This is a genomic window from Roseivivax sediminis (assembly GCF_900112685.1).
GTDB lineage: Bacteria > Pseudomonadota > Alphaproteobacteria > Rhodobacterales > Rhodobacteraceae > Roseivivax > Roseivivax sediminis.
The window spans coordinates 63,722-76,560 of the sequence record NZ_FOMS01000006.1 but is presented as its reverse complement, the minus strand read 5'-3'; the positions used below and the strand labels follow the sequence as shown (position 1 = coordinate 76,560).

At 65.7% G+C, this 12,839-nt stretch carries 11 protein-coding genes; 10 read left to right on the top strand and 1 reads right to left on the bottom strand.

Translation table 11 applies throughout. From position 1 onward, the window contains the following. Positions 1 to 30: 30 nt before the first annotated feature. From F3H57_RS10710 to F3H57_RS10665, 10 genes are all read left to right on the top strand, one after another. Positions 31 to 2,586: a methyl-accepting chemotaxis protein gene (locus F3H57_RS10710; protein WP_149755914.1), complete on the top strand. Its 2,556-nt coding sequence runs from the start codon at positions 31 to 33 to the stop codon at positions 2,584 to 2,586. Positions 2,587 to 2,646: 60 nt separating this feature from the next. Continuing rightward, entirely contained in the window at positions 2,647 to 3,183 is a 537-nt protein-coding gene (locus F3H57_RS10705; protein ID WP_149755913.1) for a chemotaxis protein CheD, read from the top strand. An 11-nt stretch (positions 3,184 to 3,194) separates the two neighbouring features. Further along, entirely contained in the window at positions 3,195 to 3,470 is a 276-nt protein-coding gene (locus F3H57_RS10700) for an STAS domain-containing protein (RefSeq protein ID WP_149755912.1), read from the top strand. Further along, a complete protein-coding gene (locus tag F3H57_RS10695) occupies positions 3,467 to 3,835 on the top strand; it encodes a response regulator (RefSeq protein WP_149755911.1) in 369 nt (122 codons plus the stop codon). Before F3H57_RS10700 ends, F3H57_RS10695 begins: the two co-directional genes overlap by 4 nt. A 7-nt stretch (positions 3,836 to 3,842) precedes the next feature. After that, positions 3,843 to 6,023: a chemotaxis protein CheA gene (locus F3H57_RS10690; RefSeq protein WP_149755910.1), complete on the top strand. Its 2,181-nt coding sequence runs from the start codon at positions 3,843 to 3,845 to the stop codon at positions 6,021 to 6,023. A 2-nt stretch (positions 6,024 to 6,025) separates the two neighbouring features. After that, positions 6,026 to 6,499, top strand: coding sequence for a chemotaxis protein CheW (locus tag F3H57_RS10685; protein WP_149755909.1), 474 nt, complete (start codon positions 6,026 to 6,028; stop codon positions 6,497 to 6,499). Next, on the top strand, positions 6,499 to 7,395 hold the full coding sequence (locus F3H57_RS10680; RefSeq protein ID WP_149755908.1) for a CheR family methyltransferase: 897 nt from the start codon (positions 6,499 to 6,501) through the stop codon (positions 7,393 to 7,395). Before F3H57_RS10685 ends, F3H57_RS10680 begins: the two co-directional genes overlap by 1 nt. Before the next feature lies 1 nt (position 7,396). Beyond that, on the top strand, positions 7,397 to 7,783 hold the full coding sequence (locus F3H57_RS10675; protein ID WP_149755907.1) for a response regulator: 387 nt from the start codon (positions 7,397 to 7,399) through the stop codon (positions 7,781 to 7,783). Then, a complete protein-coding gene (locus F3H57_RS10670) occupies positions 7,780 to 8,139 on the top strand; it encodes a hypothetical protein (RefSeq protein ID WP_149755906.1) in 360 nt (119 codons plus the stop codon). Before F3H57_RS10675 ends, F3H57_RS10670 begins: the two co-directional genes overlap by 4 nt. 824 nt (positions 8,140 to 8,963) lie before the next feature. Then, complete coding sequence (locus F3H57_RS10665; protein WP_149755905.1) at positions 8,964 to 11,885, top strand: Ig-like domain-containing protein; 2,922 nt, start codon at positions 8,964 to 8,966, stop codon at positions 11,883 to 11,885. Positions 11,886 to 11,981: 96 nt separating this feature from the next. Here the strand turns inward: F3H57_RS10665 and F3H57_RS10660 are convergent, their stop codons facing one another. Further along, positions 11,982 to 12,599 (bottom strand): nucleotidyltransferase family protein, encoded by a 618-nt coding sequence (locus F3H57_RS10660; RefSeq protein WP_149755904.1) that lies wholly within the window; start codon positions 12,597 to 12,599, stop codon positions 11,982 to 11,984. Positions 12,600 to 12,839 lie beyond the last annotated feature (240 nt).

Genomic DNA, 12,839 nt, shown 5'->3' with positions numbered 1-12,839 from the left:
CTTGCCCCGTCCACCTACAGGAATACCGTCATGCGTGGCAGCCCCTCGACCTCTCCGTTCCGTTCGATTTTCGTCACGATTGCCGCGCTCTGCGTGCTCTCTTGCGCGATCGTCGCCTTGGCCATGACGCTGGTCTACAGCCGCGGCATTCTGGAGGCGGAGTCCAAGGGCCTCCGACAAGAAGCGGAAAATCTCACCACCCTCGTCGGAGAGATGTCGGCCGCCTCGGTCCGCTTCGGCAATACGGAGCATACAATCTCCTTCCTCGACCGCCTCATGGATATGGAGGAAGGTCGAATTCTCGGCGCGGTGGCCTCCGGCCCGGAGGGCGAGGCGGTCACCACGGCCGGCTCCATGGAGGGCGTGGACGCCACGGAACTCGCCCGAGAGGCGATGATGTCCCGGCAAAGGGTGACGGGGCAGGGCGGTCTGACCATTGCCGAACCCCTCTTCCATGGCGGCGGGACCGAGCCGGTCGGAGCCCTCGTCACGCACTGGACCGATGTCATAGCGGTGGAACAGGCCGGCGATCTGACCGGCCGCGCGCTCCTGGTCACCGGGCTGGTGACGCTTGCCGCCCTCGCTGCGACGATCCTGCTCTACAAGCTCCTCCTCGTCGATCCGGTGCGCACCGCCCGGGACGTGATCGGTCGCCTCAGCCGGCACGAATACGATTTCGACGTGCCGCAGCGCGGCCGCGCCGACGAGATCGGCGACATCGCCCGCGCTCTCGACGGCCTGCGCGAACAGCTCGTGAAGGGACGTGCGGCGGAACGCGAGGCGCAGTTCCAGGGTGCCGCCTTCCGCAACGCCTCTGCGGCGCTGATGATGGTCGACAACGACCTGCGCATCACGGCCGTGAACGGCCCGCTGCGGGAGCTCTTCCATCTGGCGCGGCCCGCGCTGAAGGAGTCCGGCCGGGCCAACCCGGATCCCGAGGCGCTGGTCGGTTGTACGATGGACGATTTCCACGGGAATGCGTCCAGCATCCGCGCCAAGATCCGCACACTCGGCGAGTCCGGCATGAACAGCCACATCATCCTGGGCAACCGCCGTATCGATCTGCGCGTGAACCGGGCCACGGACGTGGCGGGCGACACGATCGGCTATGTGCTGGAATGGATCGATATCAGCGATGTCTGGTTCAAGAACGCAATGGCTGACGCGATCGAATCCTCGCAGCTGATGTGCCAGTTGACCACCGACGGGCGGATCCTGCGCAGCAACGAGCTGTTCGCCGCAGCATTGAACAGCTCCCGCGAGGCGCTTGCCGACAGCGACTTCGGACGTCTGGTCACCGGCCTTGGTACAGAGGATGCCTCGCTCGCGGACACCATGTCCCGGGTCGCCGCCGGGACCGCCTTTCACGGCGAGATCCGGCTCCGGAGCGCAGAGGGGCGTGCGCTCGTGCTCGACGGCAGCCTGACACGCGTCGCTGACATGAACGGCAAGGTCGACCGTCTGTTCCTGCTGGCCAGGGATGTCACCACGGCCCACGAGGAGATCAAGGCCGCGCGCATGGAATCCGATCGCGCCGAGGCCGAACGCATCACCGTCGTCGACAAGCTTCGCATCGCGCTCAGCAATCTCAGCGACGGCGACCTGACGGCGCGCATCGAAGACCCGTTCGCGCCGAATTATGAAGACCTGCGTGTGGACTTCAACGCCGCAATGGACAAGCTCGAGACTGCGCTGGTGGAGATTCTCGACAGCGCCTCGAACATCCGCAACGAAACCGGCGACATCTCCAACACCGCCGACAGCCTGTCCAAGCGCACCGAGAGCACGGCGGCCACTCTCGAACAGACCGCGGCGGCGCTCGACATGCTGACCAACTCCGTCCGGCACACCGCGGACGGCGCCACACAGGCCGACAAGGCGGTCTCCGCCGCCCGTGTCAACGCCGAGGAAAGCGGCGGCGTGGTGGTGGAAACGGTCGCGGCGATGGACCAGATCGCATCCTCTTCCGAAGAGATCACGTCGATCATCAAGGTCATCGACGACATCGCCTTCCAGACCAACCTCCTGGCGCTCAATGCGGGCGTGGAGGCTGCTCGGGCCGGGGATGCAGGCCGCGGCTTCGCCGTGGTCGCATCCGAGGTCCGGGCCCTGGCGCAGCGCTCTTCGGACGCGGCGCGCGAGATCAAGGAACTGATCGCCGAAAGCGGCTCCCAGGTGCAGAAGGGCGTCGATCTGGTGGGCCGCACGGGCAAAGCCCTCCAGCAGATCGCCAACTCGGTGACGGAGATCTCGACTCTCGTATCGGACATCGCCGGCTCCGCCCAGCAACAGTCGATCAACCTCGAAGAGATCAACGGCTCGGTCACCAACCTCGACCAATCCACCCAGCAGGTCGCCGCGCGGCTGGAAGAGACGACCGCGGCCAGCGAAGCGCTTCGCAATGACGCTGTGTTGCTCGTGGATACATTGGCCCGCTTCAAGCTGAGGGGCGACGTCTCCGACGCGCGCAAGGTGCAGGCCCCGACACCGCTTCCTGAACGTGCCGTCGCAGGCACGCGCGCCACTTCCACGGCGCCGACTTTCGAACCTACCCCGCAAGCTACCGAGAAATGGGCCGACTTCTGAGCGACGGCGCCCGCCCTGACACGTCACCACTGCTTCTCACCTCAGCTCCGGACCCTCCTGATGAGTGATCATTCCTTCAATTCCAGCGCCGCGCCCGTCCGTAGCCGGCTGGTCGTGCAGGGCGAATTCGAGGTCTCGAACGATCCCGGGATCGTGCTGACCACACTGCTCGGGTCTTGCGTGGCCACCTGTCTGTGCGACCCGGCCGCCGGTGTCGGTGGCATGAACCACTTTCTTCTCGCCAGCCATGACGGCGGCGCGGGAGCGAACGAACGCTACGGCTCCTACGCCATGGAGGTGTTGATTAACGGACTGCTCAAGCTCGGGGCGCGGAAGTCCCGGCTCGAAGCCAAGATCTTCGGTGGCGCGACCATGGCCGGTCGCATGGGCCGCATCGGAGAGGCCAATTGTGCGTTCGCGCGGGACTATCTCGACACCGAGAAGATCCCGCTGGTCTCCAGCAGCCTTGGCGGGGATCGCGCGCGGCGGTTGCGCTACGTGCCGGTGACCGGCCAGGCCCAGATGCTGTTCGTCGCCGAGGCCGTGCCAGCCGCACGTGCCGCTGCCGCGCCGGTTGGTGATGTCGACCTCTTCTAGGATTCAGGACCATGACAGAGCCGTTCGCGCTTCCCGAAAAACTCGACACCGTCGCGGCCCCCGCGCTCAAGGACATGCTCGCCGCTGCAGAAGGGCGACAGATCGTGCTCGACGGCGCGCAGGTCCGCAAGATCGGTACGCTGTGCGCCCAGGTGCTCCTCGCCGCCCGCCGCGCCAGCGCGGCCGGTGGTCCCACACTGACAATCCAGCCTTCGCCGGCGATGGAGGACGACCTCCGCCTGCTCGGGCTCGACACCGAACTGCTTGCAGAAGGGGATGACATATGAGCCTCAAGATCCTCGCCATCGACGATTCGCGGACCATCCGGGAGATGCTGCGCATGTGTCTGGCCCGGGCAGGCTTTGACGTGCACACCGCGGAAGACGGTGTCGCGGGGCTCGATTGTCTCGATGCGGTAGATCCCGACGTGGTGATCACCGACATCAACATGCCCCGGCTCGACGGCTTCGGCGTGATTACCGCAATCCGCGAGAACGCCGAACGCACCGCTTTGCCGATCCTGGTACTGACCACGGAAAGCGCGCAGGATCTCAAGCAGCGGGCCCGCGAGAGCGGGGTCACTGGCTGGGTCGTCAAGCCCTTCGACGACGTCAAGCTTATCGCGGCCATCCGCCGCATCGCTTCCACGTGAGCCGCCCATGTCATCGCTCGACGATATCAAGCAGATGTTCTTCCTCGAATGCGACGAGTTGCTCGAGGCCCTGAACGACGGTCTGGCCGACATCGAAGCCAGCATGCCCACGGGCGCGCTCGACCCCGAGGTGATCAACGCCGTCTTCCGCACCGTGCATTCGATCAAGGGCGGTGCGGCGTCATTCGGTCTCGAGGCGATCGTGCGTTTCTCGCATTGTTTCGAAACAGTGCTAGACCAGATGCGCGCAGGCAAGCTGCCGCCGGATGCGGAGAACATCCGTATCCTGCAGCGCTGTGCCGACCATTTGGCGGATCTGGTGGCGGCCGGTCGCGCTGATCAGGCTCCGGACACCGCGACGTCCGAACCGCTGGTGGCCCAGCTGAACGGCCTGATCGGCGACGAGGGTAGAGCCTCAGCGGAACCGGTGCAGGTCCCCGAGCCCGAGCCGGAGCCCGAAAGCGACGACGACGACCTGAGTTTTCCTCCGCTCGCAATCCCGTTGGGGCCGGAGGATCTGGCTGCGCCGGCACAAATGCTCTATCGCATAGACGTGACCGCCTCGGCGGAGCTCTTTGCCACCGGGCATGAGCCGGTGCACCTCTTCCGCGAACTGGCCGGCCTCGGCGACCTGACCGTACGCGCCGATACCGCCGGCCTTCCCGATCTCGAGACCCTTGTACCGGAGACGCCTTACCTGCGCTGGCGGCTTGAGCTTGCGACCGACAGCGGCGAAGAGGACATTCGTGAAGTCTTTGAATTCGTGGACACACTCGCCACGGTGAACATCGAACAAGTGGAACCCGAGACATCGGCGACGATCGGGCCGGCAAGCGCGTCAGAAGCAGCCTCCGCGCCGCGGAACCCGAGCGCCGAATCGGAGAATACGCCGCTTCCGCTTACCGCCGCCAAGCAGTCTGGCGCCGCTCCGCCCAAGACCGCCGCCGCCGAAGCGAGCGCCCCGGCGGCGAAGGGGCCCAAATCGACGGTCCGGGTCGATCTCGACCTTGTGGATTCGCTGATCAACATCGTCGGCGAGTTGGTGATCAACCAGTCGGTCCTGACACAAAGCTTCAGCGAAGCCAACGTGGCGAACCGCGCCGACATCGGCAGCTCGCTTGATGAGTACAAATCGCTCGCGCTGCAGATCCAGGAAAGCGTGATGTCGTTGCGGGCACAATCGGTCAAGCAGCTGTTTCAGCGTATGGCGCGGATCGTGCGCGAGACCTCGGAGGTCGCCGGTAAATCGGTACAGTTCGATACGGAGGGCGAAGACACCGAAATCGACAAGACGGTCATCGAGCGTCTGATCGAGCCGCTGACCCATATCCTGCGAAATGCCATCGACCATGGGCTCGAGACAGCGGAGAGCCGCCTCGCGGCGGGCAAGTCCGAAACCGGAACCGTCTGTCTCTCCGCGTCGCACCGTTCGGGGCGCGTGCTGATCGAAGTGTCGGACGACGGAGCCGGGATCGACCGCAAGCGGGTCTTCGAGATTGCCGCGAGCAAGGGGCTGATCGCGCAGGACGCACAGTTGTCGGAGGCGGAGATCGACCGGCTCCTGTTCCTGCCCGGCTTCTCGACCAAGGCGGCCGTGAGCGACCTTTCGGGGCGGGGCGTCGGCATGGACGTGGTGCAAAGCGCAATCCGCAAACTCGGTGGACGCGTTGCCATTACCTCGGCGCCGGGGCGCGGCACTACCTTCTCGATCTCGCTGCCGCTGACACTGGCGGTGCTCGACGGAATGGTGGTGGACGTGGCCGGACAGACCATGGTCGTGCCGATCACGGCGGTGCTGGAAACGATCCGCCCGACGCGGGACGACGTGCACATGATGGGGTCCACCGCCCAGGTCATAAAGGTGCGCGACACGTTGGTGCCGATCGTCGATCTGGGGCTTGCCTTCGGGTACCGCAGCTGCGGGCTCACGGTCACGGAACTCGTGCTGCTGCTCATAGAGACCGAGCAGGGGGAGCGTTGGGCGCTCGCGGTCGATCGGATCATCGACCAGCGCCAGGTCGTCATCAAGAGCCTCGAAGGCAATTACGGCCACGTTCCCGGAGTGGCGGCGGCGACGATCCTGGGTGACGGCAAGATCGCCCTCATCATCGACCCCGAAGAAACCGCGCAGATGGCGGAGCGTGACCTGCCGGCCCCTGCGCCCCTGCTGACAGCGATCGGAGAATGACCATGGCCGAGCAGATCGAAGACGACCACAGCACCGGCGCGCGCGAACTGGTGTCCTTCGCCATCGGCGAGCAGGATTTCTGCATGGACATCATGCTCGTACGAGAGATTCGCGGCTGGACCAACGTGACCATGTTGCCACACGCGCCGTCCTACATCCTCGGGGTGATCAATCTGCGCGGTGCCGTGGTGCCGATTGTCGACCTCGCCTCGCGGCTCGGCCTCACGCCGCTGGAGCCGACGCAGCGCCATGTGATCATCATCGCGGTTCTGGGCAATCAGACGGTGGGCTTCCTCGTCAGCGCGGTATCCGACATCCTCGGCATTTCGCCGTCCGAGATCCAGCCGCCCCCGAAGGTGGGTGCCGACGCTACTGCCGGTTTCATCGAGGGCGTGATCGCCAGTGACGACCGCATGCTGCGCATCCTCAACATTGCCGCTGTCCTGCCCCGTATACAGATGCCCGAGGAAGCCTGATGACCGAATTGTCCGACGGCCCACGCCTCGGCGCGATGACCGGCTGCGATTTCACCGCCGCCGACTTCGACGCCATCGCCCGGATGTTGCACGAAGACGCCGGCATCACCCTGGGACAGGACAGCCGGCAACTCGTGTTCTCGCGCCTCAACAAGCATGTGCGGCGACTGGGACTGACCCGGTTCAGCGACTACATCGCGCTGGTGCGCGCGCCGGACCAGCGGGCCGAGCGCTACCGCATGGTCACCTCGCTGACCACGCACACCACCCGGTTCTTTCGCGAAAGCGAACATTTCGACTATCTGACGGAGGAAATTCTTCCCGGGCTGATCGCGCCCGTGCGCGCGGGGCGGCGGCTGCGGTTCTGGTCGGCCGGCTGTTCCACCGGCGAGGAGGCTTATTCGATTGCGGCGACGGTGCTGGCAGCCTTCCCCGACGCCGCCCGTTACGATGTGAAGATCCTTGCCACCGACATCAGTCGCGAGGTGCTGGATACGGCCGCAGAGGGGCGTTACCGCGACACCGCGTTGTCCGGTCTGCCATCACGGATGCGCGATATCCTGTTCGAGTCCGGCTCGGAGTCCGGCACCGTTTGCGTGCGCGCCGAATTGCGCGCTCTGGTGACATTTCGGTATCTCAACTTCATGGAACCCTGGCCGTTGAACGGCCCGTTCGACGCGATCTTCTGCCGCAACGTCGCGATCTACATGGCCGAGGCCACGCAGGCGCACATCTGGGCGGGGCTGGAGACGGTGCTCGGCCCCGAGGGCACGCTCTTCATCGGTCATTCCGAACGGCTCGGTCCGGAATTCCGCAATCGGCTCGAGTTGTGCGGCAAGACCACGTTCTGCCGCGCCGGAGACGCCCGTCTTTCCTCAGAACGCAGGACCCTCTGACATGTCTCTCAAGAATTCGCTTTCGGTCATGGTGGTCGACGACATGAGCACGAGCCGATCGCTGATCCTGATGGCCCTCGAACAGATCGGCATCACCAATATCGACTTCTGCAAGGACGGCCAGACGGCGTTGCAGAAGATCGCGGCGAAGCCGGTTCACATCGTCATCTCGGATTACAACATGCCCGGGCTCAACGGCCTGCAGCTGCTCAAGGCGCTGCGCGAGAACAAGCAGACCAGCCGTATCGGTTTCATTCTGGTGTCGGGCAAACTCGACAAGGAAATCCTCTCGACCGGCAAGAAACTGGGACTGAACAACTTCATCACCAAACCCTTCGACACTCCCCAGATGAAAAACTGCCTGCAGGCCGTGGTGGGGCCCCTGTGAGCGAGCCGAGCGACACAGTGAACCTCGACGTGCTGTTCCGGCGTCTGGCGGGCGAGATGCGCCAGCTCGAGCAGGACGGGCTGCGGCTGGAGGGGTGGATCACCGGTGCCATGAAGGAGACCGACGAGGTGATGCCACCGGTCTCAGCGGCGCTGCAGAACCTCGACCGGCTGTTGCAGACGCTGTGCGAACTCGGCCTGCTCTTCGACGGGCTCGCCGACGAGATCGAACAGCCGCCGGTCCTGAAGCTCGACCGGGCAATCCACAAGGTGCGCCTGCGCGACCTGTCGCTCGCGCTCACCGGGGCGGCCATGCCGTGCGACGCGCCGGTCAGCGGCGAGGTCGACCTCTTCTGACACGCGCGGGCCCCGGCCCGTATCGTGTTGGGCGCGGGCTCCCGCAGGAACCGGCGTTTCGTCCCGCCGATCCAGGGGGCGGATTAGTGGTGGCGAGCGGGTCTCGCCTGCGTCGCGCCATATGTCATGCGATCCCTTCGCGATATTGTGGCGCGGCAGGATCCCGAAATCGGGCGCAAGTGCGGCCGGCGTTGGTACGCGAATCGGATCTGGCGCTCAAAAGGGAGCGCGCTTGTCGTAAATCACGCGCGATCCGGGCTATTGGTTCGCGGCGCGGAACAACAGCGACCCTGCCGAAGTGTGGCGCACAGCGCCACGATATGTCGGGACGAGCCTGGTCTTTGCGTTTCCGATTGAAAGACAATTTTCGCAACATTTGCCTTCTTTTCGGAGATCCCTGGCCGCCGCCCAGTAAAATTCGTCTGAAATGGAAACAGTCACACAACCAAAACGAGATACGCATCCACGTAGATCGCCCTTTGGGGGCCATTATTCATGTCATAGTGCCGCCTTTGCGTCACTTTTATCATTGTGCGGAAGAGCGTCAGGGATAAGAGTACCGGCAAGCCTGACTGGGGGGTGAAGACTGCTGCTGGCCACGGGGGCGGCCACACCGAAAACAATTGTCGACCCGCGGGATGCGACGGTCACGTTGGCCCGGACAACCGGGTGTCCGCCGACGGGTAATCTGTGCCTGTCGCCAAGGGGCGTACCGCGCCCGCGACCGCTGATCCGCCGGGGCAACGTGGCAACCGGCCACCGCCGAGGCGCGGTGCGTCTCGGCGCGGGGGGCAGCCCCGTCCGAATGTGAAAAGGGCGAAGAGATGACGGATCAAGTTGGAAACACGAGCCCGGACGCTCAGGACGATGCCGTGAACGCCGGTGTCGGCGTTCCGGTCACGATCCAGGTACTCGGCAACGACAGCGACCCCGACGGCGACATCCTCGGCGTGACCTTCGTGTCGCAGCCGGCGAACGGATCGGTTGTGCTGAACGACGACAACACCATCACCTACACCTCGGCAGGCGACTTCACCGGCGTCGACACGTTCACCTACGAGATCGACGACGGCCGCGGCGGCACCGACACCGCGGAAGTGACCGTGACGGTCTCCAACGACGGCGACGGCAACACCCCGCCGACGGCCGTGGACGACGACCTCGTCACCACCGTCGATACCCCGGTGACCGCCGATCTTCTGGCCAACGACACCGATCCCGATGACGACATCCTCGGCGTTTCGTTCCTCGGCACGCCCGAGAACGGCACGGTCACCCAGGAGGATCCGCTCGGCCCGGTGGTCTACACGCCGAATCCCGGCTTCACCGGAACCGACAGCTTCACTTACGAGGTCGACGATGCCCAGGGCGGCACCGACTTCGGCACGGCAACGGTGACGGTGAATGTCGGCGACGGCGGCGGACCTGAGAACTCCGCGCCCGAAGCGGTCGATGACAGCGCCTCGACCGATGTCGGAACGCCCGTGACGGTTTCGGTCCTCGACAATGACACGGACGCCGACGGCGACCCGCTGACCATCACCGACGTGTCCGACCCGGCCAACGGCGCGGTGAATGTGAACGAGGACGGTACGGTCACCTACACGCCCGATGCCGGCTTCGTGGGCGATGACTCGGTCACCTACACGGTCGACGACGGCAACGGCGGCACCGGCACCGCGACGCTCACCGTCTCCGTGGAAGACGGGACCGGCGGTGACGGCGGTGGCGGCGACGGCGATGGCAACACCGCGCCCGACGCCGTGGACGACACGGCGACCACCACCGAGGGTGAACCCGTTACCATCGACATCCTCGCCAACGACACCGACGCCGACGGCGACATCCTTGGCGTGAGCTTCATCTCGACGCCCGAAAACGGGACCGTCACTCAGGAAGATCCGCTCGGACCGATCGTCTACACGCCGAATCCCGGCTTCGTCGGAACCGAAACGCTGACCTACGAGGTCGACGACGGGCAGGCCGGCGAGAACGCCACCGACACCGCCACTATCACCATCACGGTGACCGAGAGCGACGTGCCGCCCGATGGAATCGTCGAGGGCTCGGACGGGCCCGACCTGATCGACGAGGACTATACCGGTGATCCGGACACGCCGCCGGACATGATCGACAACGAGGACGCGATCATCGAAGGCGACGGCCCGAACGATGACCGCGTGGTCGCAGGTGGCGGCGATGACACGGTAAACGCGGGCCAGGGGTCCGACACCGTCCAGGGCGGCGACGGCGACGACCTCATCAACGCCGGCAAGCCGGTGACCGAGGGAGCCATCGACACCGACGTCGTCCCGGTCGGGGATCTGCCCGAGGGCAGCCCGTTCACCCAGGAAGACGATCCCTTTAACGGCTTCGACGAGGACGACGATCCCGAGGACGACCGCGACAGCGTCGAGGGCGGTGCGGGCAACGACACGATCTTCACCGGCGACGACCGGGACACCATCAATGGCGGCACCGGCGACGACGTGCTCGACGCCGGGGTGGACGACGACCTGGTGTATGGCGGCGACGGCAACAACCTCATCACCGATCCGCAAGGCGCCGACACGGTCTATGGCGGCGCGGGCGACGACACGATCCTGGTGGGCACCGATACCTATACCGACGTGCCGACCGAGGATTACCCGGCGCCGCTCGGCTTCGAGGGCGATCCGAACACCGACGACGGCCGTGACCTGGTGTTCGGCGGCGACGGCAACGACGTGATCCAGACCGGCGACGACGCCGACACGATCGACGGCGGCGCGGGCGATGACACGATCGACGCCGGCATCGACGACGACGAGGTGACCGGTGGCGATGGCGCGGATTCGATCGTCGGCGGGCAGGGCTCGGACACGATCGACGGCGGCGCGGGCTCCGACACCATCGAGGCCGGCGCGGATGCCGACCGGATCGTCGTGGGCTCGGCCGAAGAGGGTGCCGGCGACATTGTTTACGGCGGCTCCGAGGGCGACGACTTCGACACGCTCGACCTCACCGGCGTCGGCGCGGACGGCTTCCGCCTGACCAACGTCACGCCCGACGATGACGGCCCGGACCGCGAATCCAACGGCATCGACGGCACCGTCGAATTCCTCGACACCGAGGGCAACGTCACCGGCACGCTGGACTTCTTCAACATCGAGGAGGTCATTCCATGCTTCACCCCCGGCACTCTGATTGCGACGCCGCAGGGCGAACGGCTGGTGGAGGAACTGCGCGAGGGCGATCGGATCATCACCCGCGACAACGGCATCCAGGAGATCCGCTGGCTCGGTCGCAAGGATCTCACACCGTTCGAACTGGCGCGCGCGCCGCACATGAAGCCGGTGCTGATCCAGAAGGGTGCGCTTGGCAACGGCTTGCCGACGCATGACCTTCTGGTCTCGCCGAACCACCGCGTGCTGGTCAACAACGACAAGACCGCGCTCTATTTCGAGGATCACGAAGTTCTGGCCGCGGCCAAGCACCTGACCGGGCTCGAGGGGGTGGACGAGGTCACATCGCTCGGCGTGAGCTACATCCACTTCATGTTCGACGCGCATGAGGTGGTGCTGTCGAACGGCGCGTGGACCGAGAGCTTCCAGCCCGGCGACTACAGCCTCAAGGGCATCGGCAATGCGCAGCGCGAGGAGATTCTCGAACTCTTCCCGGAGCTCGAACACGATCAGGGTCTCCGCGCCTATGCTTCCGCGCGCCGCTCTCTCAAGCGGCACGAGGCGGAGCTGCTGACCAGGTAACCCTCCGGGATACGCAGCTGTCCGGACCCGCACCCCGGTCCGGCGGATCGGGAACGGGGGCGGCGGGCGCCGTCCTCGTTTCCGTGCACTCCACAGCTAGAGTCCGGTTCGGCGGCGCCAGGCGGCCCACTCCTCCGGCGTGTCGAGATCGGTGATCGCGTGCGTTCCGGGCAGTGCGACGGGCCACACACGGTCCGCCGCGCGCTCCAGCACCGGCCGCGCACCGCGGTCGCCGGACAGCGAGGCCAGCGCCGCGAAGCAGTCGCGCGGGAAGACCACGGGATGCCCTGGCCGGCCGTCCGCCGCGGTGGCGCGCAGGATCGTCGGGTGCGCGGGATCGAAGGCGCGGGCGAGCGCGGCGAAGTCCGCTTCGCCGAGTTCGGGCATGTCGCCGGGCACGAGCATGACCGCCCGGGCGCGGGCGGGCAGGGCGGCGACGCCGGCGCGAATCGCGGCTGCCATACCCTCCTGCGCATCCGGCACCAGCACCCCCCGTGCGTCCGTTCCGATCAGTGCGCGAGCGCGCTCCCCTGGCGGATCGGGTAGGGTTGCCGCAACGTCATCGCAGACCCGCGTGGCGGCGATTGCCAGTCTCCGCAGAAGCGGAACGCCATCGACGTGTTGTAGAACCTTGTCCGCCCCGCGCATGCGTCGGGCGAACCCCGAGGCGAGAATAAGGATTGAAATTCCGGTGTTGCGTGCTTCTTTGTTCATTCGGAATATGTAACGCGGTGGTTTGCGAGGATGATCCGGGTTTCATGATGCGTTTACACGCCCACCTGTCGGGCCACGTTGACACTGAGGGCTTCATTCCCGACAATCGGTTTTAAGTGGCGACAGCTCCACGTGGCTGATGAGGGTGGCAGGGACCATCAGCGTCAGATCCAACCGCCGGACACGAACCGGCACGCCCTTGCGAGTACCCTAACGAACAGGACGCCCTGCGATAAATTC